Raw genomic sequence first — 23,809 nt, 5'->3', positions numbered from 1 at the left:
AGTTGGTTGTTTGCGTTAGGGATTGCAGCGGAAATCCTTTTTGGCGCGCTCGAGTGCGAAGCGTATCGAGAGCCGCGAAAAGATTGCAGCGGAAAGCCCGGCGGCGATATGTTGTCGGGTTTTTACGACGGGTATCAATTCGCCGCAACGCCCAATTATTAATTATTAGCTATTCATTTCAGACAGCCCGATCGCTTTCCCGATGAGCGTGCCGCTGGTGCAGTCTGTAATCAGGACGTTGACGAACTGGCCCATCTGGTAATTTTCGCGCGGGAAAACCACAGTCACGTTTTGCGTGTTGCGGCCCGACCAATCGTTTTCAGACTTCTTGGACGTTTTGTCGATGAGCACTTCCACGACTTGACCGACGTATTCTTTACTTCGGAACAGGCTGTGTTCGCGCTGCCTTTCGACAATCTCCATCAACCGGCGGATTTTGGTTTCTTCCGGAACATCGTCGGCCATCTTGCGCGCGGCGAGTGTGCCCGGTCTTTCGGAATAGGCGTACATGTAACCGAAGTCATATTTTACGTAATCCATCAGGCTCAGTGAATCCTGGTGGTCTTCTTCGGTTTCGGTCGGGAAGCCGGCGATCATGTCTTGCGTAATGGCACAACCCGGCACGATTTCGTATATCCTGTCAATCAATTTCATGTATTCCTCGCGGGTGTGCTGGCGGTTCATTTCAACGAGCATGCGGTTTGAGCCCGACTGCACAGGTAAATGGATGTGTTTGCAGACGTTCGGGTATTTGGCGATGACGTGCAAAACTTCTTCGTGCATATCTTGTGGGTTCGAAGTCGAAAAACGAATGCGCATCTTTGGGAACGCCATGGCGACCATTTCGAGCAATTGCGCAAAATCGACGGCTGTGGCTTTTTGCATGTCAGACGCTTTGATGAAGTCTTTCTTCAATCCGCCGCCGTACCATAAATAGCTGTCCACGTTTTGGCCAAGCAGCGTAACTTCTTTGTAACCGTTGTTGTGCAACTCGGCAATTTCGGCCATGATGCTTTGCGGTTCCCGGCTGCGTTCGCGCCCGCGGGTAAATGGCACCACGCAGAACGTACACATGTTGTCGCAACCACGCGTGATGGAAACGAAAGCCGACACACCGTTGCTTTGCAGGCGAACCGGGGCAATATCGCCGTAGGTTTCTTCCTTGGACAAGATTACGTTGATGGCGTCGTGCCCGGCTTCGACTTCTTTTAAGAGATTGGGCAAGTCTTTATAGGCATCCGGGCCCACCACCAAATCCACGATTTTTTCTTCTTCCAAGAATTTGTCTTTGAGACGTTCAGCCATGCAACCCAATACGCCAACCTTCATGGTCGGGTTGTGTTTGCGCTTGACCGATTGGTATTTTTCGAGGCGTTTTCGGACGGTTTGTTCGGCTTTGTCGCGGATGGAACAGGTGTTTACCAAAACCAAATCGGCTTCCTCCAAGACTTGCGTCGTATTGTAGCCGTTGCCCGATAGGATAGACGCGACCACTTCACTATCGGAAAAGTTCATTGAACAGCCATAGCTTTCGATGAATAGCTTCTTTTTGTTTTCGGGATTTTGTTCCAAGACGAGCGCTTCGCCTTGTTTGCCTTCTTCAATCGTTTTTTCCATGCCTTATTTTTCGGACCTCAAAGATACAAACTTAAGACAAAGTGACAAGATGTCAGGTTTGGTTTAACATTCCTTTTGATTTTATGTGGGTAAACCGTAAAATGGGGTGCGTGGAAACGGGTAGGTTTGGGTTGTGGAAACCCCAAAGGTTTTCAAAACCTTTGGGGTTTACGCCAGCAGTTGCCCAGACGTTTTACCTTAATATATAGTGCAGAAAAATCTGGCCGCACAATAAAAAAAGTTGCATTTTAAATTTTTCGTCTACTTTTGCGCCACGTGACCAAGGGTAAACTAACCCGTTTTCGCGATAACAAGACCTCAATAACTCGACTGACTATGGCAAAGAATTTAGTGATTGTGGAGTCGCCGGCCAAGGCCAAGACCATCGAAAAATTTCTCGGCAACGACTTCCAGGTAGAATCCAGCTACGGGCATATTGCCGATTTGCCTTCCAAGGAAATCGGGGTGGATGTAGACAACGGTTTCAAGCCGACCTACGAAGTGTCGCCGGATAAGAAAGCGCTGGTCAAAAAGCTCAAGGATTTGTCGAAAAAAGCTGAAATGGTTTGGCTGGCTTCCGATGAAGACCGCGAAGGAGAAGCCATTTCTTGGCATTTGGCGGAAGAGTTGAAACTCGATAAGGACAAAACCAAGCGCATCGTTTTCCACGAGATTACGAAGACTGCCATTCAGAAAGCCATTGAAAACCCACGCGGGATCAATTACGACTTGGTAAACGCCCAACAAGCACGACGCGTATTGGATCGTTTGGTGGGTTACGAATTGTCGCCGGTGCTGTGGCGAAAAGTAAAAGGCGGATTATCGGCCGGTCGTGTCCAGTCAGTAGCCGTGCGTTTGATTGTGGAGCGCGAACGCGACATCCAACAGTTCAAGCCGGTGGCCAGTTATTCGGTGAACGCCGAATTTACCAACGAAGCCGGAAAGACCGTCAAGGCAAAATTGCCCAAAAACTTCGTGACACGTCAGGAAGCCGAGCAGTTCCTGCAACAAAATATCGGTGCTTCCTATAAAGTAGCTGACCTCGAAACCAAGCCCGCGAAGAAATCGCCTGCGCCGCCGTTTACGACCTCGACCTTGCAGCAGGAAGCCGCGCGTAAATTGTATTTGCCGGTAGGCATTACGATGCAGGTCGCGCAAAAACTATATGAAGCCGGTTTGATTACCTATATGCGTACCGACAGCGTCAACCTTTCCCAGGAAGCGATGACCGCCGCGGCCGCCGAAATCATTGCGTCGTACGGAAAGGAATTTTCCAGGCCGCGCAACTTCACAACCAAAAGTAAAGGCGCACAGGAAGCGCACGAAGCCATCCGACCGACTGATATGTCGCGCCACACTATTACGGGCGAGCGCGATCAGGCGAGATTGTATGATCTGATCTGGAAGCGTACGTTGGCCTCGCAAATGAGCGATGCAGAATTGGAGCGTACCAATGTAAACATAGAAGCCAGCAACCATAAAGAACATTTTGTGGCCAGCGGTGAAGTGTTGCTTTTCGAAGGTTTCCTGAAAGTCTATCTCGAAGGCAGCGACGATGAGGACGAAGAACAAGAGGGCATGTTGCCGGCTTTGAAAGTAGGCGAATCTTTGCAGAACATGAGCATTGTCGCAACCGAAAGGTATTCGCGTCCGGCATCGCGGTATACGGAAGCCTCGCTGGTAAAGAAACTGGAGGAGTTGGGTATCGGACGGCCATCGACGTACGCGCCAACGATTTCAACCATCATCGGGCGCAATTATGTCGAGAAAGGAAACCTCGACGGACAGGAAAGAAAATACACGCAGTTGACGTTGCAATCGGGCAAAATCGCCGAGAAAACCTTGACTGAAAATACGGGTTCGGATAAGGGCAAGCTCGTTCCGACCGACATCGGCACCATTGTGACCGATTTTTTAGTGAAGAATTTCAAAAGCATTCTCGATTATAATTTCACGGCGAAAGTGGAGCAGGATTTCGACGAAATCGCGGAAGGCAACCGCAACTGGGCGAAAATGATGCAGGAATTCTACGATAAATTCCACCCGAATGTGAAAGAAGTGGAGCAGACCGCTGAACGCGAAAGCGGCGAACGTATTTTGGGTCAGGATCCGAAATCAGGAAAACCAGTGAGCGTTCGTTTGGGCAAATTCGGCCCTATGGCGCAGATTGGCGATGCGGACGATGACAACAAACAATTTGCGAGCCTTCGTCCGGACCAAAACATCGGAAACATCAGCCTAGAAGAAGCCTTGAATCTGTTCCTGCTTCCGAAAAACCTCGGCACCTATAAAGGTGAAGAAGTTGAAGTGAACAATGGTCGGTTTGGCCCTTATGTCCGCTTCGGCAAAACGTTCATTTCGCTTCCGAAAGGCGAAGAGCCGTTGGATGTAACGATGGTTCGCGCTCAGGAGTTGATTGATGAGAAAGTACAAGCCGATGCGCCGATTGCGACGTATCAAGGCATGCCGGTACAGAAAGGAACCGGACGTTTCGGGCCGTTCATCAAATGGAACAACATTTTCATCAACGTCAGCAAGAAGTATAATTTCAATAGTTTGTCTGAAGCCGATGTGGCGGAATTGATCGAAGACAAACTCCAAAAGAACATCGACAAAGTCATCCACGATTGGAAAGAAGAAGGCATTGTCGTGGAAAAAGGCCGCTGGGGGAAATCTCAGATCATCAAAGGCAAAATCAAGATTGAATTGTCTAAAGATGTAGACGCCACGCAACTCACGCTCGAACAAGTGAAAGAACTCATCGAGAAAAAAGCGCCGGCCAAACCGGCCAAGAAAGGCACAAAAACAACCGCAAAAAAGAAGTAAGCCATGGTATTTGATTTCCTACAACCCGTGGATGCCGACCTGATGCGTTACATTCACGGCTTGACCTCGCAACACCTGGGCAGTAAAGTCGTTTTTCACACCGATCAGGATTTTCCGGATTTGGACAAGGTGAAGATCGCCATCGTTGGCGTATTGGAAAACCGGGGGATGGGCAACTACCTTGAAGCGGTTGATTTGACCCCTATCCGTCGCGAATTGTACGGTTTGTATCCCGGAAACTGGAATGCGTCTATTGCCGATTTGGGCGATATCGATGCCGGAAATTCCGTTGACGATACGGCATTTGCACTGCGTGAAGTCGTGGCCGCGTTGTTGCGCAAGAGCATCATCCCGATTGTCATCGGCGGTTCGCAGGACTTAACCTATGCCTTGTATCGCGCCTATGACAAGATGGATCAAATGGTCAATTTGGTGTCCATTGACAGCCGTTTTGATTTCGGTAAAGAACAGGACGCATTGACCGCCAGTTCCTACATGACCAAAATCATCGTTGATGAGCCGAATAATCTTTTCAATTTCACGAACATCGGCTACCAAACCTACTTCAATTCACAAGAGGAAATAGACTTGATCGAAAAGTTGTTTTTCGACGCGTATCGTTTGGGAGAGATTTCCAACAACATCGCTTTGGCGGAACCAGTTTTACGCGACGCCGATGTGGTAAGCGTAGATTTAACATCGGTAAAATCTGCAGACTCAGGAAATTTTGCTACATTTATGCCTAACGGGTTTGATGGCAAAGAGATTTGCGCGCTTGCCAGGTATGCGGGTATTAGCGATAAAGTAACACTTTTGGGCGTTTTCAACCACAATAGCAACGCGCAGGAAGCGGTGTTGGCGGCGCAGGTCGTTTGGTATTTTATCGAAGGCTATCATTACCGTTCAGAAGAGTATCCGTTTGGCAGCCGCGAACATTATTTAAAGTATATCGTTCCTTCCGAAGATGAGGAATTGGTGTTCTATAAAAGCAACAAATCGGATCGTTGGTGGATTGAAATTCCACATATTGCAACGGGCCATAATAAACTGAAAAAAAATACGTTGTTACCATGTTCTTATGAGGAGTATTTGGCCGCCTGCAATCAGGAAATCCCTGAAAGATGGTGGAAAGCACAACGCAAGAATTGTTTATAAATATTTTATCGACAAAAGGTAAGGTAAAAAACTTACAAAAATTGCAAAAAAGTGTATTTCGTCGATGATTTTTGCTTTTTGTCGGTAAAAAATTTTCAAGTGATGAAATTAAATTCTACTTTTGGGCAGTAGATTAAATTTTATTACAAATAATTGGTTTTTTGAAAAATATTAGATAGGTTTACGCCCTTAAAATTTAGAGTACACAAATAACCCAAATTTATATGAAGAAATTCATTGCATTCTCAGCTGTTATCGCTTTATTAGTGGGCTGCGGCCGTTCAAGCGATAAAGGTGAATTGGTCGGAGTGAAAGGACGAAAGTGGCATCCTGAAAAGCCTTATGGGATGACTTTGGTTCCTGGAGGTGCCTTCATTATGGGTAAATCTGATGAAGATTTGGCCAACGTGCAAGACGCGCCTACTAAGACTGTTACCGTGAGGTCTTTCTACATGGATGAGACTGAAATCACCAATAGTGAGTATCGCCAATTCGTAGAGTGGGTAAAGGATTCGACCATACGTGTGAGGTTGGCTATCCTCGCGGACGAAGTCGGCCAGTCATCAGGTGGTGGCAAAGGCGGTAAAAAAGCGGGAAGCGTTGGCGACTTTGCTTTTAACGACGCCGATCCAGCCAAAATGACGCCTTACGACAAATATATGTATGAGAATTACTATAGTGTTGGTACCGCTGACGATCCGTATGCGGGAAGGAAACTGAACAAGAAGGTAAAACTCATCAAAGAGACATCTAAATATCCAGACGAATACTACACTGAAGTAATGGACTCGATGTATCTGCCGGCCGCTGAATCTTACAATGGGTTGCGTACGATTGATGTGGCTAAGTTGAAATTCCGTTATTCTTGGATGGATATCCAAGCGGCAGCGAAAGCGAAAAAAGGCAAACGCAGTCAATTCATCAGAACAGAGCAAGAGCCAGTTTATCCAGATACTACAGTTTGGATTAAGGACTTCGCATATTCTTACAACGAACCAATGCACAATGACTATTTCTGGCACCAAGCTTACGGAGAATATCCTGTTGTGGGCGTGAACTGGAAACAAGCAAAGGCATTTTGCGCCTGGAGGACATTGTACAAAAATGCTTACATCAAATCGAAGAAGAAAGGCCGTGACCTGATCAACTCATTCAGGTTGCCAACTGAAGCAGAATGGGAGTATTCTGCGCGCGGCGGCCTCGAATCAGGAACTTACCCGTGGGGCGGTCCGTATGCTAAGAATGACCGTGGTTGCTTCTTGGCCAACTTCAAGCCGAACCGTGGTGACTACGCTGCTGACCAGGCATTATATACTGTTGAAGCCAAGTCTTACGAGCCAAACGGATACAACCTGTACAACATGGCCGGTAACGTAGCAGAGTGGACAGATTCATCTTACGATGCCAGCGCTTACGAATATGTCTCAACAATGAACCCTAATGTGGGCGACTTGAAAAATGCACGTAAGGTAACCCGTGGCGGATCTTGGAAAGACGTGTCGTACTTCTTGCAGGTGAGCACGCGTGATTTTGAATATGCAGATTCTGCAAGGAGCTATATCGGATTCCGTACGGTGCAAGATTACATGGGCACGCAAGTGACCGGCAAGGCACCAAGAAAATAAGAAATTAACTAACTTAATATTTAACTTAACTACCTAAAAATTATTTATTATGGCACTTTTGAGCAAAAAAACTATGAATTTCGCTTACGGTATGGGAGCGGCGGTTGTAATCGTTGGAGCGCTTTTTAAGCTGATGCACTGGCCGGGCGCGAGCGTGATGCTTATCGTCGGACTCGGTACTGAGGCCTTGATCTTCGGACTTTCTGCTTTTGATCCAGTTGACGCAGAGTTGGATTGGACATTGGTTTATCCAGAATTGGCAGGCGGCGAAGCAAAGAAAAAAGAAGCCAAAGAATCTCCAAAAGATGCCGAAGGTTTGCTTTCTCAAAAATTAGACAACCTCTTGAAAGAAGCTAAAATCGATGCAGATCTGATGGCCAGTTTGGGCACCAGCATCCGCAACTTTGAAGGTGCTGCCAAAGGCATTTCACCTACAGTTGACGCTATTGCTTCTACTAAAAAATACAGCGAAGAAATGAATATGGCTGCTGCGCAGTTGGAGTCATTGAATAGCTTGTACAAAATCCAGTTGGAGAGTGCTTCTAGGAATGCACAAATCAACAATGAGGTTGCTGAAAACAACTTGAAACTTAAAGATCAAATGCAATCGCTGACGTCTAACTTGTCTTCATTGAACAATGTTTACGGCGGTATGTTGTCAGCTATGGGCAATAGAGGTTAATTTTCACGACATTTTTACTAACGAAACAAACTAAGAAAAAATGGCAGGAGGAAAATTAACCCCTAGGCAGAAGATGATTAACCTGATGTACCTGGTTTTCATCGCCATGTTGGCCTTGAACATGTCAAAAGAGGTATTGTCCGCTTTTGGTATCTTGAACAATAAAATTATCGAGTCGAACAAAATCACCGATCAACGTAACCAGTCTTCTTTTGAGCAATTGGCCCAGAAAGCACAGGATCAGCCTTTGCAGTATGGTGACAAGAAAGCCAAAGTTGACAAAATCAGGAAGATCGCGAAAGATTTTAACGACTACATCGAAAACCTGAAAACTGAATTCACGAAAGACCTCGAAAGAGACGAGAATGGCAACCTGCCATTTGAAGCGATGGACAAAGGCGATAAAGTCGATGAAAAGTGGTTTGAAGGAGACAAGCCATCTAAAGGCGCTGGCGGTGGTCAGGAATTCTTAGATAGGATTGCAAAATTCGTTACCGACATCAAACAAGCAGGTGGTAGTGCTATCGCTGCTCCTGAAATGAAGAAAATCGAAGACAGGTTTGCAACTGCGCCTATCAAATCAAAAAGCGCTGGAACCACATTGCCTTGGTTGGATTACAACTACAAAGGTTTCCCGTTGATCGCTACCGTAACCAAGCTTTCTCAATTGCAAGCTGACGTTAAAACCACCGAGAGCGACATCATCAGCGGAATGTTCCAAGCTGACCTTGTGGCTGCGGCTTCCTTGACAGCTTACCAGCCAATCGTTGTTCCCGAGAAAACTGCCTTTTTCCAAGGCGAAGCCGTAAAAGGTAAAATTATCTTGGGTAAGTTTGACCCTAACTTGGTTGCAAAATCAGTTATCGTTAACGGTCAGAGCGTTAAAGCTTCAGCCGGACAGGCAGACTTCTCGTTCGGTGCTGGCGCTGTTGGTGAGCACGAAATTACAGGTTCATTTAATTTTGACGAAGGTGGCAAGGTTGTAAGCTTGCCAATCAAAGGGAACTATGTTGTGGTTCCTAAGCCAAACTCGGCGAATATCTCTGCCGATAAGATGAACGTGGTGTACCGCGGTCTTCCAAACCCAATGACCATTTCATTTGCCGGTATTTCCGACAATAAAGTCAACGCTTCGGCGCCTGGTCTTTCTAAAGGCGGTAAGCCGGGTCAATACATGATGCGTCCAGGTTCAGGTACAGAAGTTACAGTTAGTGTGACAGGTGAATTGCCAGATAAGAGTAAGGTTTCTGACAAAAAAGTATTCCGTATTAAAAACGTGCCTGGTCCGCAAGGTGCTATTGGCGGCGTAATCGGTGATACAAAAGGTGCAAAGTCTCGTTTGGAAGTATCTCAAATTTCAGCAAAATTGCCAGACTTCTTGTATGACCTGAATTTCCGTGTAACTCAGTTCACATTTAAGGTGCCGGGGCAGCCTGCCATCGTTGTAAATGGGGATCGCGTAAACGCTCAGTGTAAAGCGGCATTGGCTAGGGCTGGCCGTGGAGATCAGATTATTATTTCTGATATCAAAACCAAGATTGACGGCGCTGCTGAGATTATTACAGGAAAATGTTCTCCTGTGGTGTACGAAATACAATAACCGGTTTTAGTTAGCCGTTAACCTACTACAACTAAGAATAAAAAAGATGAATTTTAGAAATTATTTATCGATATTCCTTTTCGCTGCCGGAACATTGGTGACACAAGCACAGTCAAACTTGCTTAATGCCAAAACTCCGGATGAAATCGGCAAGAAAACTCCGGCTCAACTCATTTCTGACAACGATAAGCCGCTGGTATATGGCTATGTCCATGACCGCGATGTCTTGATGGGTAAAACCATTTGGGAGTTGATCGATTTGGATGAAAGGATTAATTTTCCGTTGTATTATCCAATAGATACGGCTAACATTGGTAAAGACCGTCGTTCATTGTTTAACGTTTTGCTGAACGGCATCAAAACCGGAAAGATTACGGAGGTTTATGGCGATGACTACTTCAATACGAAGAAGACCTTAAAGGACATGTCTACTTCTTTCACCTACATTGACACCACCGATGCAGGAAGGGACGAAATCAACAACTATTATCAAGACTATATGTCTGGTAGGAAAGTTCTTGATCCTCAGTTTATCAATAAGACTGATTTGACAGCTCAGGATATTTCTGGTTACAAGATTAAAGGTTACTGGTATTTTGACAAGCGTCAAGGCGAAATGAAATATCGCTTGCTAGGCATTTGTCCAGTATCTCCTGAGGCGCGTGACATCGGAAAAGACAACCCAGACGTTATCGAATTGTTCTGGATTTATTTCCCATCTATACGTGATGTGTTACACGAGGCGCACGCCTTTAATGACAAGAACTCGGCTGCTCCGATTACGTTCGACCACTTGCTGAATTCGCGACGATTTAACGGCGTGATCTACAAGGAAGAGAACGTGTACGGTGACAGGCAAATCGCCGACTACGAAAAAGACAATGCGCAAATGCAGTTGCTCGAGTCGGAACGCGTCAAGGAGAAAATCCGAAATTTCGAACAAGACATGTGGAATTACTAAGCGTATTTCACGATCATATAAAACTCCCGCTTTACGGCGGGAGTTTTTTTATTTTTGCAGCATGTTAGACTATGTAATTGTTGGTTCAGGCTTGGCGGGCATCGCATTCGCCGAAGTCGTATTGCAACGCCACAAGTCAATTTTGGTGTTTGACGATCATTCCCTGAAGTCGTCCAAAGTGGCGGGCGGCGTTTACAATCCGGTAATCCTGAAAAGATTCAGCGGACTGTCCGGTGCGCAGCAACAACTCGACGAGATGGTATTGTTCTATGACGCCGTCGAAGGCCGTTTGGGGAAACAGTTTCTCCATGCCATGCCGTTGTTGCGAAAGTTCGCGTCGGTGGAAGAACAGAACAACTGGTTCACGGCGTCCGACAAACCCGCACTCGCGCCCTTTCTTTCCACCGAACTTATTGAAAGAACATTCCCGCATCTGGCGTCGCCCTTTGGTTTTGGCGAAGTGCTGCAAACCGGTTATGTGGATACCAACGGCTTTGTCTCATCTTACCAGCAGTATCTGAAGTCGAATGGCATGTTGGCAGATGTCACATTCAAGTATGAGTCGCTGAAAACCGAGAATCACATTTCCTACCAAGGAATTGAGGCCAAACACATTGTTTTCGCTGATGGCTTCGGCATCCGTCAAAATCCATTTTTCAACGATTTGCCCTTGGCCGGAACAAAAGGCGAGTTGCTTCTAATCAAAGCGCCGGACCTGGCGGAAGATGCCTTGATCAAATCCGATGTGTTCCTGTTGCCACTCGGTGATGGCGTGTTTAAGGTTGGCGCCACTTACGAATGGACAGACAAGACCGAAACCCCAACGGTTGCGGCGCGCGAAGAACTCGTCGGTAAATTAGAGAAGTTGATTTCATGCCCGTATGAGATCGTATCACAGGAAGCTGGGATTCGGCCTACGGTGCAAGATCGCAAAGCGCTCATCGGGACGCATCAGGATTACGGCAACGTCCATTTATTGAACGGCCTCGGCACGCGTGGCGTCATGCTGGCACCGCTCATGGCCAAATTACTTTTCGACCACATCGAGTCCGGCGCACCGATTCCGGATGACGTCAACCTCAATCGTTTCCGCCGCCATCCGCATTCGGGTCATACCCGATAAACATATTGATGTAGATATTTCGCGACAAACGGGTTACCCAAGGCATGAGCACCATCAGGATTACGACAATCGCAATGAACGTTGTCTTGACCGGCAATTGAAGTGCGAAATGACCGACAAGGAAAATCAGGATCCCGATCAACACCGCCAAGCCGTAGCTTACGTACATCGCCCCGAAAAAGAAGTTCGGTTCCATCTTATACTTCGTACCGCAATGGCCGCAATGGTCGTGCATTTTCATGCTCTCCGAGATATGGTACGGATTCGGGTTCACGTACATACTTTCACGTTGACACTTGGGGCAAGTTCCTGTTAAAATGCTATACAGTTTGGTTCCTTTTTTTAACATTTGCAAAAGTTTTTTCGGGCCGTCTCGTTGTCGTGCAAAAGTACGAACACCGGATGGAATAAAATCCATACTATGCTTAATATCCACAACCTTTCGGTGTCTTTTGGCGGCACGTATTTGTTTGAAGAAGTGACTTTCCGTTTGGGCGCCGGCGACCGCGTGGGCCTGATCGGGAAAAACGGTGCCGGGAAATCCACGATGCTCAAGTTGCTCGCCCGCGACATCCAGCCTGATTCCGGTACCATCGCCACCGAGAAAGAAGTCAAGATCGGCTTTCTGCGGCAAGACATCGATTTTGAGCATGGCCGCACCGTACTCGATGAAGCGTATCAGGCATTCACCGACATCAAGGAAGCGGAACGGAAACTCGAACAAATTAACCAGCAATTGGCGTCGCGCACAGATTACGAAAGTGAAGGTTACGCGAAACTGATTGAAGATTTGTCTGATTACACACACCGATACGAACTGCTCGGCGGCTACAACTACGTAGGCGACACCGAAAAAGTCCTGCTCGGCCTCGGGTTCAAACGCGAAGAGTTCGAGAACAAAACCGAGACATTTTCGGGCGGCTGGCGCATGCGTATCGAACTGGCGAAATTGCTCCTACAGAACAATGACATTTTGCTCCTTGACGAACCCACGAACCACTTGGATATCGAATCCATCATCTGGCTGGAGAATTTCCTGAAGACGTATCCGGGCGTGGTCATCATCGTGTCGCACGACAAAATGTTCCTGGACAATGTCACCAACCGCACCATCGAACTGTCGTTGGGCAAGGCGTATGACTTCGCCAAGCCGTATTCGCAATACTTGGAGCAAAGACAGGAAATCCGTGAGAAACAACTCGCCACGCAGAAAAATCAGCAAAAGAAAATCGAGGAAACCGAGAAACTCATCGAACGCTTCCGTTACAAAGCCAGCAAGGCCGCCATGGCGCAGTCACTCATCAAAAAGCTGGACAAAGTAGAACGGATCGAAGTCGATGAAGAAGATACGGCCGTGATGAACATTTCGTTTCCGGTATCGCAAACGCCCGGGAAAGTGGTTGTCGAAGCCGAGCATGTCACCAAGCGCTTCGGGGATAAAATCGTCTTGCACGACATTTCGCTTATGGTGGAACGCGGCAGCAAGATCGCATTTGTCGGTCAGAACGGACAGGGCAAATCCACGATGGTCAAGGCCATTGTCAATGAATTTCCGTACGAAGGCCACATCAAGCTCGGCCACAACGTACAAGTAGGCTACTTCGCACAAAACCAGGCCGATCATCTCGATGGCGAAATGACGCTCCTGGAAACCATGGAATATGCCGCTACCGATTCAAACAGAACCAAAGTCCGCGACATGCTGGGCGCGTTCCTGTTCCGTGGCGATGATGTCGATAAAAAAGTAAAAGTCCTTTCGGGCGGCGAACGCAACCGCCTGGCGCTTTGTAAACTCCTGTTGCAGCCCATCAACGTCTTGGTCATGGACGAACCCACGAACCACCTTGACATCAAATCGAAAAACGTCCTCAAGGCGGCGCTCGAAAAATACGAAGGCACGCTTTTGCTCGTGTCGCACGACCGCGACTTTTTGCAGGGCATGGCCAACATCGTCTACGAATTCCGCGACCGCAAAATCAAGGAATATCTCGGCGACATCAATTTCTTCCTCGAACAGCGCAACGTCCAGAACATGCGCGAGGTCGAAAAGAAAGACATCGTCAAGAAAGAGCAGCCCAAGGAACAGCCCAAATTGTCTTACGAAGACCAGAAAAAACAAAAGGCGTTGCAGAACCGGTTGAGCAAAGTCGAAAGCCAGATCAAGCAACTCGAGGAAGACATCCGCCGCGACGACCGTGAACTCGAAAGCAATTACGACAAACACATCGAGAACGCCAATTTCTTCACGGCCTACAACCGCAAGAAAGCCGATCTGGAAAAGTTGATGGAAGAATGGGAAGAAATTTCCATGTCCATGGAAGGCTGATTTTCCGGGCAGACATTTCCGGCTATCCGTTCCAATCTTTTTGCGGACAGCCTGCTATCTACAGCTTGCACCCCGGCGCAAAAAGGATTTCCACTGCTATCCGGGCTGCGGCTGGGTCATACAATCAGGCCAATCCGCTTAGAATGCGCAATGGCCTCGCTGCTGTCCCGGAAATAACACGTCTGCACCTGGAGCGCTTCCATATTCTGCAGCGCGTTTACCGCTTTCGGTTTTTTGGCATGCCCGGTCTGCCGGATATAAACCGCTTTCACCGTCACCGGGAAAATTTTGCAGATGTCTTCGTACAGATACGGGTCGTCCTGTGAATCATCGCCCAACAGCGTGTATTGCAAATGCGGGTAAAACTCCAAAATATGCTTGATCTTGTCAAACTTGTGGTTGTGGTCGCCGCGCCCGGTCACAAAGAAATCCCATAGGCTGGTCTTGATGTCTTTCAGCAACAGTACGGCGCGGGGCAATTGATGCAGTTCCGTGAAATCCACAATAAAACGGTACAGATTCCACTCCGAACTCGACACGTAGAAAAAGGCGTTCTGTTCGTTTTTGTTGTTGCGTCCGGCCGTACTCAAGGCTTGGTAATGCGGCACGACGCCTTCAAATACGCGCCGGCTGTTGACGTTCCGGAACAACAAGATGTACAATTTCCGGAAGATGTTTTTGGTGTGCGATACCAGAAACGTGTCGTCGATATCCGAGATAAATCCCAAGTTGCCTTCGTGCGGCCTGATAAAGCTTCCCTTGGCTACGATTTCCTCTTTGCCGTACATGATGATGCTCACATGGTAATCCATCCAGCCGTAAAAAGGCTTTTTCTTGAGCGGAATACAAAATTTGAAGTAACCGTCGCGAAGCGTTTTGGTATGGATGCGCGCGCCGTCAAAAGAAAGAAAGACGTCGGCGTTCGGCTGGGTTTTGATCCGGAACATCCTGATGATGGACTTCGCGTTGTGAAAGCGTTTCTTTTGGAAGTCGTATTCGGCCTTGGTTGTCGGGGCGAAAACATGGCCCATCACGATCAATTCCTCTTCATTGGCGTAACCACGGTATAGTCTCAGGACAGGCTTCATTTTAGGTTTTTGCTAAGAATTTTCTCTATTGTAATTTACTACATTTAATTCAGAAACAAAAGCCAAATGAACCAGAAAACCCTGTTTGTAGTCAACCCGATCGCAGGCGGAAACGACAAGACCGACATCATCGACGCCGTCAACGCGCACGCTACGGCCAGCGGCATCGAACTCATCACCTACGAAACCACCGGCGAGGACGACGAAAAAGCCATCCTGGCGTTGTATCATGAACACAAGCCCGGTCGCGTTATCGTTTCCGGCGGCGACGGCACCATCAAGTCTATCGGTGAAACCCTCGAGACCGAAGAGGTCATCATCGGCATCATTCCGTCGGGTTCGGCCAACGGGCTGGCGGTAGATCTGGATTTTCCGACAACTATTGAAGAACAAATCGCCATCGCTTTTGATGACCATACCATGGAAGTCGATATGATTTCCATCAACGGCATCAAGAGCCTGCACTTGTCAGACATCGGGCTCAATGCGGAAATGATCAAGCGCTATGAAAATGGCACCATCCGCGGGAAACTGGGTTATGCCATACAGGCCGTGTCTACATTAACATCGTCCGAAGGCCCGTTCATGGCGACTATTTCGGCCAACGGGCAGACCCTGGAAACCGAGGCCAAAATGATCGTGATGGCCAATTCGCAGAAGTACGGCACCGGCGTCACCATCAATCCGTCAGGGAAAATGGACGACGGTTTGTTCGAGATCGTCGTGCTGAAAAACCTCGACTTTTCGGTATTCAGCAAAATCGTCATGGGCAATATCCCGGTAGATACGGGCGAAGTGGAAATTATCACAACCGACGCCGCGACGATTGTAACTCAAGTGCCGGTACATTTTCAGGTGGACGGCGAATACTGTGGCGAAGAAACCAAACTCGACATCAAGATTTTACACCGTCAGATGAGACTTGCGGTGCCGCGTCCTTGAACGGATGACGTTCGTGCCATTGCAGTTGTGGCTCGAAAAAGGCAAAGAGTTTTGGCATGAAGAAATTGAGCAAGCGGTTGCAATGTTTGATGTAGCCGAAAAGATACACGGGTTTCGCCCCAACGGAACTTTTGATCTCGAGTGCGGTTCGGGCAAAAATCACTTTCCGGAACTTTTTGTTGATGGAGTAGGCGATCATGTTGTACAACATATTGAGGTATAACATCTTGTCGCGCTGGATGTTTTCGTTGTAACCCAGGAAATACGTGTCCATGCTCTCACCGTTTTTGATCAGCGTATCGAACCCTATTAATTCTTCGTCCAGGAAATACCCGTAAAAAAGAAACTTGTCGCCCAGAAATTCCTTTAACGCTACAAAATGGTTTCGCGATAGCCAGAAGGTATTGAACGGCGCGTTGCGTGCCACCGTAAAATACAGCTCGTAAATCTTGTCTGCATTGGATGTGATTTCTTGCAACGACAGTTTCCGCATCGTGATGCCGTCGTTTTTCTTACGGGCGCGTTTGTACTGGTCGCGGTATTTTTTATTCAGCGCAGATACATAGTCGTTCTCGGCGTGCCAGCTTTCGCAGATGTCGAACACCATATTGGGCTGCGTGCTGAATTTGTAATAATCGTCGAATAACCCAAAAGCAAAAGCCGCCGTTTCCGGCTCAGTAAAATCCTTCCAAATCGTCAGATGCGTTTTCATGCCTTTTGCATGTAAGTCACGCTTAATCTGCGTAGCGGCGTTGTCAATAGCAATGAGTCCTTCTTTGATGTCGATGCGATCGGCGAACCTGAAGGTATTCTGGCCGGTGAGCATGTTGTTCCCGATGATCAGGATGTGCGACGTAAAACGCCGGAACGCAAAATCGCGCACTTTACGCCGGAAGCAACTGTCGCGCTCGCCAAAGGAAGTCACGTCGCCCAAATCCAGAAACTGCGCAATTGCAATGCCCGCCAAGCCTTTTGCATCGTGGATACCGATGAAAAAACACGTCATGTTCTCAGGTTTGGAATGTTCCAATACTTTGAGATAGTCTGTGGAAAGGAAAATGTTGCCGGAAGCCAACCCGTCCCAGGAATCCGGGAGCGCGGCAACAGTTTTTGAAATCGTAAATTGTAGAGCTTGACCCAAAATAACGTAGTAAGGCAGTCAAATGTACGAATATGCCATAGAAAAAGCCCCGCATTAACAGGGCTTTGTGTTCTTTAAATTTTGGAATTACTGCCAGGCGCAGACGATGCCGCCCATGACCATGCATGTAACAACCCAGTAGCCGCCGGCTACCAAAGTATATTTCCAGCTGCGGCGTTCGTAAAGTGCGCCGGTGCCCACAACCGGAAGCGCGAAAAACAGCCCAGACATGAAGCCATGCAACGCGCCATGTTTGAATGTCCTGAATTCGGTCCCATAATCTGCCATGAAAGCATCGTAAGACGGTTTAGCAAGTTCGGGTTTCCCACCAATCATGCCCATGGCGCCAAACTGATGGATTACCACCATGTGCAGGATAAATGCAATTAAGAAAGAGTAGAATAAGGTCATCAATAGCATGACGGCCATATTTGCTTCGCGGGCTTTTTCCTCGGTCATGCCGGTTTCGCGCATCCAAATGCTGCCGAATACTTTCGGGTTATACCAAACGAAGCCGATGGCGAGTGAGGCCAATGCCGCTACCAAGCTGTGTAATAGTAGTTGTCCCATTTCCATAATTGTTTGTTTAAAGGTTATATTCAAATGTAGCCGAAAACAGGTATAAATCAAACGGTTGTTAAAATGGTTTTCCACATTTCTATTAACCGACGAAATGCAATATTGTAAGAATAATACCCATTAAATTGTATAAAATATGCATTTCGTCGATTTTTTTTGCTTGTTGTCGATAAAACCATTTACATTTGACCTGTGATTAACACCCAAACACAATCGCCATGAAACAAATCACTACCCTAATCCTTACGCTCGGCATGACCTTGTCAGCCATGGCCAGCGTATCGCCTACTGAAAAGAATGCCTTGGTTAAACTGTACAACAGTACCGATGGCGCGCACTGGATCAACAAATGGGACATGAAAGCCCCGGTTGAAAAATGGTACGGCGTAAAAGTATTAAACGATAAAGTCGTATCTATCGACTTGTCGAACAACAACCTTACAGGAAACTTGCCTAAAGAAATCGGCAACCTGACCAGCTTGCAATCCTTGAACCTGTTCCGCAACAACATTTCCGGAAACATCCCGGCCGCCATCGGCAACCTGAAATTCCTGAAATCGCTGAACTTGGCTTTCAACAAAATCAGCGGCCCGATTCCGACATCGGTAGGGAATATGGTTGGTTTACAATCGATCGAACTTTACATGAACCGCATCAACGGGACATTGCCGGCCGAACTCGGAAACCTGGCTTCATTGCAAACCTTGTCTTTGTTCAACAATGAAATCGAAGGTGAAATCCCGACGACGTTCTACAACCTGAAGAACCTGAAAGTACTCTTGTTGAGCAGCAATAAGTTGTCAGGTAAGTTGAGCATCGATGTAGATAAAATGGCATCACTTGAAAACCTGAGCCTGTTTGAAAACAACATGGTCGGCCAAGTGCCATTCAGCCTTGAAAAGCTGAAAAACCTTAAGGAAATGAATATTTCCTACAACAAATTCAACGGTCTTGTATCGCGCAACCTGGCCCAACTCGATATGATGGGCATGACGATGATCAATGACAAAGGCGTGGCCACGACACTTCAGGTGGACACACGCAGCAACTCAGCCTTGGCTGCAGACGACGAGTAGTTTTTTTCATAAATAATTCAAATTGGAGAAATGAGCCTTACCATTAGCGGTAAGGCTTTTTTTATTGGTGCTTTGAATCATGTAAATGTGCCGCAGGATTAAATAACACGTAAGCGGTAGGATGGAGGTAATTTTAGGAAACTGAAATCCAATCGATATGATCCAACAGATTCACGACCTGCCGCCAACCATGGTGGGCTTTCGCGCCTCGGGCGAAGTGACTAAAGATGATTTTGAGCCCGTTTTCGCTGCTGTAGAAACTTTGGTAGCGCAGACAGGCAAACTCAATTACCTTTTATTTCTCGACAATTCACCAGCCGATTTTACGATGGGCGCCTGGTTGCAGGACGCGCTCCTCGGACTGAAGAACATCACCAAGTGGAACCGCGCCGCCATTGTCACCGATTCGGAGGCCGTCATCAAATTTACCGACGTGTTCTCGGTGGTTATGCCGGGTGAATTCAGGGGTTATCATAAGGCCGACATGACCAAGGCGGTCGACTGGGTTTCGGAAATCACCGACTAAAAACAACAAACATGGAAAATCAAAAAGACAACCACCGCGAGGAATCCATCCAAAAACTGAAGGAACTCGCCAGCGACATCGACATTTGTATGTTCTGTACGCAACTCGACCAACTGCCGCTTTCGGCGCGCCCGATGAGCTGCAACCAAGTGGATGACCAAGGCAATTTATGGTTCATCAGCAACGCCAGGAGCAACAAGAATTTCGAAATCAAACAGGACGACAAGGTCCAACTTTTCTTCTCGAAAATTTCAAGCAGCCAGTACCTTTCCGTTTACGGACATGCCAGCATTTACACAGATCGAAGCCACATCGAAGAACATTGGGTAGAAATGGCCAAAGTCTGGTTCGAGGATGGCAAGGACGATCCGGATGTCAGCATCATTCGGGTGCAACCGGAATACGCCTATTATTGGGATGTGAAAGACGGAAAAGCCATCGCGTTCCTGAAATGGGCAGCGAATTATATTGGCATCGAAACCGACGACGGCGGCGTTCAGGGCCGTATCAAATTGTAACCTTAAAACCGAAAATCATGGAAAACCAAGGAAAACCTGTACGCAAGGAAGAAAAACGCGAACAACAGAACGAATGGCACGACCACACCGACACCACAAAATATCTCGGCATGGAACAACATGGCGTAACCTTTACCAACGAAGGCCATCCCACAATGAACTCAGACCATTTGGAAATAGACAACCAGGAACATGAAAAATTTCGTGTTTCGGGAAAGAACAGCCGTAACGCCGATGCTTTCAGCCAGGACGACTACATCCTAAACGACAATATCGATTTGGATGAAGACCAGAACATTTCGCTGTCGTCGGACGACCGAATCTAATTAACCCAACCAATCAATGAAAGCAGGAAGATTAGTTCTGGTCTTCCTGCTTTTTTATTAGGAGTTTCATCGCGAGGATGGTGCCGGCAACGAGCGCGGAAATGCCGTTGCAGACAATGAGCGGCCAGTCGCCTTTCTCGATGCCGTAGTATGTCCATAACAAAAGTCCCGCGAGAAGCAGCGTGTAAGTCAGCGACGAAATGTCCTTGACCGATCGGGTGCGGATGATTTTCACCGCTTGCGGCAAATTCGCGGCTGTAGTCAAAATGGCCGCGGCGAACCCTATGATGGAAACGACATCCATTATAAGTTGGCCAACACTTTCTTCAGGTCGATGGCATCTTTAAAGAAATCTTTCCACAAATCGCCTTTCTCCTGCAACCGCGCGGGAACGGTTTTGATGTTGAACACTTTCGGGTCGAGATGTTCGTTGATTTCATCCCAGTCCAGCGGTGTGCTCACGCCGGCGCCTTCACGTGGCCGGATGGAATAGATGCTCGCCATGGTCTTTCCTTTGCCGTTTTGCAGATAGTCGAGATACACTTTTCCGATGCGTTTGTCGGGCATGCGTTCCAGACTCGTGATGTCGGGCAATTCACGGTGCACCATTTGGCTGATCAGCAACGAGAAATCGCGCGTTTGTTCGTATGTATATTTGGGTTTGACCGGGATGAAGACATGGATGCCTTTTCCCCCCGATGTCTTTACGTAGCCTTTGATTTTCAATTTGTCCAAAATTTCCTTGACCTTGAGCGCGGTGGCGACCAATTTCTTCATGTCGGCCTGGTTCGGGTCGAGGTCAAAGATGACATAGTCGGGATGGTCAAGCGTTTTCACGCGGCTGCTCCACGGATTAATCTCGATGCAACCCAGGTTGGCGAGATACAGTAGCGTGTCTTTGTCCTGGCAGAGCAACCATTCGATATCTTCATCGGTGGAATCAGAATGGATCGTGAAGGTTTTCACCCAGTCGGGAGCCAATCCGGCCACGTTCTTCTGGAAAAAACCTGGTGATTTGATGCCGTCAGGTGTCCGCCTCAGCGACTGTGGGCGATCTTTCAGATAGGGAAGGATATAGTCTGCGATTTCGTCATAATAGGCAATGACATCGCCTTTGGTGATTTTTTCTTTCGGCCAAAACACTTTTTCCAGGTTGGAAAATTCCACTTTGGATTTTTTTGGTGCGCGGCCTTTAGGCTTGTCATTCCAATTCTCTGTAACGACGGTTGGCTTTTCCATAGTGATATTTTTAGCCGGTTTGTCTTCGCGCAATCCCAAAAACACCGGATGCCGCATACTGTTGGTTTCGGTCCATTCGGAGAATTTGACTTGCGCCAACAATTTGGGTTCTACCCAATGTATTTTTCCGGGCAATTTCGGTTTTTCGGTAAACGGGCAGGTGTCCGTCTGTAGTTTCGAAAGTTTCTTTTCGATGTCGACCAATATTTTTTCGGTATAACCGCTGCCCACTTTTCCCGAGTAGTGCAATTTTCCATCTTTATAAAACCCGCAGAGTAATGCGCCGATGCCTTTGCGGCTGCCGCCGGGTTCGGTATAACCGCCGATGACCATTTCTTGTTGCAGTTCCGTCTTGATCTTGAGCCAATCCTTGGTGCGTTTGCCCTGGCGGTACGTCGAAGCGATTTTCTTGGCGATGATGCCTTCGCCGTGTTTTTTTTCTGCCGCTTCGAATGCTTTTTTCCCGTCGCCCAAAATGTGTTCAGAATATACGACATTTTTGAGTTTGGGCAGCAAGGCCTTCAGGATTTTCTTCCTGGTCAACAGCGCCAACGGCGTTAAGTCGAACCCATTGAAATACAACACGTCGAAAACGTAGAATTTGAGCGTGCCGCGGTCGGGTTTTTCGTCGATGTGCTGCAGCCACTGGAACCGGCTTTTGCCTTTACTGTCTTCCACGACCACTTCCCCGTCGAGGATCAGGTCGTGCGGGACTTTTTCAAGCGATTGCACTATGGCCGGGTATTTCCCATTGAATGACAATCCGTTTCGGGACATCAACTCGACGCCGCTGTCTTGGATCATCGCGAGCGCCCGGTAGCCGTCATATTTGGTCTCAAAAAGCCACTCGTCGTTGTCGAATGGTTCATCGGCCAGCGTAGCGAGTTGTGGCCGCCATTGGGTTGGAAAATTTCTGAGGCGTGTGGCGTCGGCCAAGTCTTCGGCGGAAAATTGTCCAGCGAAACCATCATCTGCCACGCTGGTTTTGGTGGTCGCTTTCCCCTTTTTTTCGGTTGATGACAGTGCCTTTAGGTTTTCCTTGACGGACCGGTTGGAATGCCACACGTGATCGCCCTTGGCAATTTCATCCAGGTCGCGACCGGTCAATACGGACAATTGGTTGAAAGCTTTCTTTCCCGCGAATTCGTCTTTGGTCTTCATCAGCAACCACTGCCGTTTGTCTTCATCCTTTTTCATTTCGACCAAATGCCAGCTGCCCTTGAGTTTTTGCCCATCCAACACGATTTTGATGTTGCCCTGGCGCACCATCTTCTTCATCAGCGCGTTGTCCTTTTGCGCATCGTCGTTGCCTTCTACGCGGTACGTCCCGATGTCCCAGACCATAACCGTTCCGCCGCCGTATTCGCCCTTGGGAATTGTGCCTTCGAAATCCATGTAGCCAATCGGGTGGTCTTCCACCTGCATCGCCAATCGTCTGTCGGCCGGGTTGCCCGACGGACCTTTCGGCACTGCCCAACTCACCATAACGCCGTCCACTTCCAGCCGGAAATCAAAATGCAGGTGAGACGCGGCGTGTTTCTGAACCACGAACCGCAACTGGCCAGCGGCTTTCCCGACTACGCCTTTGGGTTCGTCGGTTTTTTTGAAATCCCTTTTTTGGTTGTATTTGGCTAATCCCATATCAGTTCTGCATGGCCGCGAGGCTGGCTTTCAATTGTTCGAGCAAATCGTCTTCCTTGGGCGCTTTCTTCGTTTTGGGTTTGGCTTCTTCTTCGGCCTTCGCGCCTTTCTTTTTCGGCTTCTCGGCAGACTTTTTCTTGATCAAAGCCAGCAAATCTTCCTTATAAGTGTCTTTGTATTTTTCGGGGTCGAACGTATCGGTCATCTGGTCGATCATGTTGAGCGCAAGGTCCAGTTCCTTTTTAGTAACCGCCACTTTCGGGATATTGGCTTCCGATGGATCGCGCAAATCCTGATCGAACCGGATCTGTATCAAAAGGATCGCATCGTCTTCGGCCTTTAAAATCCCCAGGTGTTCAGCGCTCCGCAACACGAATTTCGCCAACCCGACTTTCCCCGATTTCTTTAAGGCTTCCCGAAGCAATGCATACACTTTGGCCGCCTGTTTTTCGGGTTCCACGATATAAGGTTTTTCCAGGTATTGCGATGGGATTTCCTCTTCCAGCACAAACTCAAAGATGTCGATGCGTTGCGTTTTTTCCGGCATCAGGCGCGCCATGTCGGCTTTGTCCAATACAACATAATCGCCGTTCTCTTTCTTGTAGCCCTTTGCGATGTCGTCCCACGACACTTCCTTGCCGTCTTTTTTACAGATGCGGACGTACTCGATCCGGCAATGGTCTTTCTTCCGGACCATGTCCAGATCCACGCGGTGCGTTTGCGACCCGGAGTATAATTTCACCGGAATATTCACCAGCCCGAAGCTGATGCCACCTTTCCACAATGCTTTCATATATGCACGTTTTGTACCTGAATTT

At 47.8% G+C, this 23,809-nt stretch carries 21 protein-coding genes; 13 read left to right on the top strand and 8 right to left on the bottom strand.

The features are described from left to right. Positions 1-165 precede the first annotated feature (165 nt). The gene (gene miaB, locus ACM9J1_RS11265; protein WP_415582151.1) at positions 166-1,617 is read right to left on the bottom strand and encodes a tRNA (N6-isopentenyl adenosine(37)-C2)-methylthiotransferase MiaB; all 1,452 of its coding nucleotides are present in this window, start codon (positions 1,615-1,617) and stop codon (positions 166-168) included. A gap of 336 nt (positions 1,618-1,953) precedes the next feature. Between miaB and topA the strand changes: the two genes are divergently transcribed. The 7 genes from topA to ACM9J1_RS11230 all read left to right on the top strand — a co-directional run bounded on the left by topA (position 1,954) and on the right by ACM9J1_RS11230 (position 11,589). Then, positions 1,954-4,443, top strand: coding sequence for a type I DNA topoisomerase (topA, locus tag ACM9J1_RS11260; RefSeq protein ID WP_415582150.1), 2,490 nt, complete (start codon positions 1,954-1,956; stop codon positions 4,441-4,443). Between the two features lie 3 nt (positions 4,444-4,446). Next, positions 4,447-5,598 (top strand): formimidoylglutamase, encoded by a 1,152-nt coding sequence (locus ACM9J1_RS11255; protein ID WP_415582149.1) that lies wholly within the window; start codon positions 4,447-4,449, stop codon positions 5,596-5,598. A 224-nt stretch (positions 5,599-5,822) separates the two neighbouring features. Then, a complete protein-coding gene (gene porK, locus ACM9J1_RS11250; protein WP_415582148.1) occupies positions 5,823-7,223 on the top strand; it encodes a T9SS ring complex lipoprotein PorK/GldK in 1,401 nt (466 codons plus the stop codon). Positions 7,224-7,272: 49 nt separating this feature from the next. After that, a complete protein-coding gene (gene porL, locus ACM9J1_RS11245; RefSeq protein WP_415582147.1) occupies positions 7,273-7,905 on the top strand; it encodes a type IX secretion system motor protein PorL/GldL in 633 nt (210 codons plus the stop codon). Positions 7,906-7,945: 40 nt separating this feature from the next. Beyond that, entirely contained in the window at positions 7,946-9,505 is a 1,560-nt protein-coding gene (porM, locus tag ACM9J1_RS11240; RefSeq protein ID WP_415582146.1) for a type IX secretion system motor protein PorM/GldM, read from the top strand. A 46-nt stretch (positions 9,506-9,551) separates the two neighbouring features. Further along, a complete protein-coding gene (gene porN / locus ACM9J1_RS11235) occupies positions 9,552-10,466 on the top strand; it encodes a type IX secretion system ring subunit PorN/GldN (RefSeq protein WP_415582145.1) in 915 nt (304 codons plus the stop codon). A 61-nt stretch (positions 10,467-10,527) separates the two neighbouring features. Then, complete coding sequence (locus ACM9J1_RS11230) at positions 10,528-11,589, top strand: NAD(P)/FAD-dependent oxidoreductase (protein WP_415582144.1); 1,062 nt, start codon at positions 10,528-10,530, stop codon at positions 11,587-11,589. On the opposite strand, the gene ACM9J1_RS11225 is transcribed toward ACM9J1_RS11230, so the two are convergent. Then, positions 11,546-11,938: a DUF983 domain-containing protein gene (locus tag ACM9J1_RS11225; protein WP_415582143.1), complete on the bottom strand. Its 393-nt coding sequence runs from the start codon at positions 11,936-11,938 to the stop codon at positions 11,546-11,548. The two genes, ACM9J1_RS11230 and ACM9J1_RS11225, sit on opposite strands and share 44 nt — an antisense overlap. A gap of 72 nt (positions 11,939-12,010) precedes the next feature. On the opposite strand from ACM9J1_RS11225, the gene abc-f reads away from it, so the two are divergent. After that, complete coding sequence (gene abc-f / locus ACM9J1_RS11220; RefSeq protein WP_415582142.1) at positions 12,011-13,915, top strand: ribosomal protection-like ABC-F family protein; 1,905 nt, start codon at positions 12,011-12,013, stop codon at positions 13,913-13,915. Between the two features lie 116 nt (positions 13,916-14,031). Here the strand turns inward: abc-f and ACM9J1_RS11215 are convergent, their stop codons facing one another. Continuing rightward, positions 14,032-15,003, bottom strand: a complete 972-nt coding sequence (locus tag ACM9J1_RS11215; RefSeq protein ID WP_415582141.1) for an App1 family protein — start codon at positions 15,001-15,003, stop codon at positions 14,032-14,034. Positions 15,004-15,069: 66 nt separating this feature from the next. On the opposite strand from ACM9J1_RS11215, the gene ACM9J1_RS11210 reads away from it, so the two are divergent. Further along, positions 15,070-15,945 carry a diacylglycerol/lipid kinase family protein gene (locus ACM9J1_RS11210; RefSeq protein ID WP_415582140.1) on the top strand — a complete coding sequence of 292 codons (876 nt, stop codon included), beginning with the start codon at positions 15,070-15,072 and terminating at the stop codon, positions 15,943-15,945. On the opposite strand, the gene ACM9J1_RS11205 is transcribed toward ACM9J1_RS11210, so the two are convergent. Together ACM9J1_RS11205 and ACM9J1_RS11200 are read right to left on the bottom strand one after the other, a co-directional pair. After that, complete coding sequence (locus tag ACM9J1_RS11205; protein WP_415582139.1) at positions 15,899-17,086, bottom strand: 8-amino-7-oxononanoate synthase; 1,188 nt, start codon at positions 17,084-17,086, stop codon at positions 15,899-15,901. The genes ACM9J1_RS11210 and ACM9J1_RS11205 overlap by 47 nt on opposite strands. A gap of 87 nt (positions 17,087-17,173) precedes the next feature. Next, positions 17,174-17,656 (bottom strand): DUF1761 domain-containing protein, encoded by a 483-nt coding sequence (locus ACM9J1_RS11200; RefSeq protein ID WP_415582138.1) that lies wholly within the window; start codon positions 17,654-17,656, stop codon positions 17,174-17,176. Positions 17,657-17,883: 227 nt separating this feature from the next. Here ACM9J1_RS11200 and ACM9J1_RS11195 point away from each other — a divergent pair, with 227 nt between their 5' ends. The 4 genes from ACM9J1_RS11195 to ACM9J1_RS11180 all read left to right on the top strand — a co-directional run bounded on the left by ACM9J1_RS11195 (position 17,884) and on the right by ACM9J1_RS11180 (position 20,111). Next, positions 17,884-18,741, top strand: a complete 858-nt coding sequence (locus ACM9J1_RS11195; RefSeq protein ID WP_415582137.1) for a leucine-rich repeat domain-containing protein — start codon at positions 17,884-17,886, stop codon at positions 18,739-18,741. 157 nt (positions 18,742-18,898) lie between these two features. Next, complete coding sequence (locus tag ACM9J1_RS11190) at positions 18,899-19,267, top strand: SpoIIAA family protein (protein ID WP_415582136.1); 369 nt, start codon at positions 18,899-18,901, stop codon at positions 19,265-19,267. Between the two features lie 11 nt (positions 19,268-19,278). After that, positions 19,279-19,785: a pyridoxamine 5'-phosphate oxidase family protein gene (locus ACM9J1_RS11185; RefSeq protein ID WP_415582135.1), complete on the top strand. Its 507-nt coding sequence runs from the start codon at positions 19,279-19,281 to the stop codon at positions 19,783-19,785. A 17-nt stretch (positions 19,786-19,802) separates the two neighbouring features. Beyond that, positions 19,803-20,111, top strand: coding sequence for a hypothetical protein (locus ACM9J1_RS11180; protein ID WP_415582134.1), 309 nt, complete (start codon positions 19,803-19,805; stop codon positions 20,109-20,111). Between the two features lie 31 nt (positions 20,112-20,142). Here ACM9J1_RS11180 and ACM9J1_RS11175 read toward each other — a convergent pair whose 3' ends face one another. The 3 genes from ACM9J1_RS11175 to ku are packed head-to-tail and all read right to left on the bottom strand — an operon-like array spanning position 20,143 to position 23,784. Continuing rightward, positions 20,143-20,415 carry a SemiSWEET family sugar transporter gene (locus tag ACM9J1_RS11175; protein WP_415582133.1) on the bottom strand — a complete coding sequence of 91 codons (273 nt, stop codon included), beginning with the start codon at positions 20,413-20,415 and terminating at the stop codon, positions 20,143-20,145. Then, positions 20,415-22,991, bottom strand: a complete 2,577-nt coding sequence (gene ligD / locus ACM9J1_RS11170; protein WP_415582132.1) for a DNA ligase D — start codon at positions 22,989-22,991, stop codon at positions 20,415-20,417. The genes ACM9J1_RS11175 and ligD overlap by 1 nt, the downstream gene beginning before the upstream one ends. A 1-nt stretch (position 22,992) precedes the next feature. Continuing rightward, a complete protein-coding gene (gene ku, locus ACM9J1_RS11165) occupies positions 22,993-23,784 on the bottom strand; it encodes a non-homologous end joining protein Ku (protein WP_415582130.1) in 792 nt (263 codons plus the stop codon). Positions 23,785-23,809 lie beyond the last annotated feature (25 nt).

The organism is Flavobacterium longum (assembly GCF_965137575.1).
GTDB lineage: Bacteria > Bacteroidota > Bacteroidia > Flavobacteriales > Flavobacteriaceae > Flavobacterium > Flavobacterium longum.
This window is presented reverse-complemented; position numbering and strand designations above follow the sequence as displayed.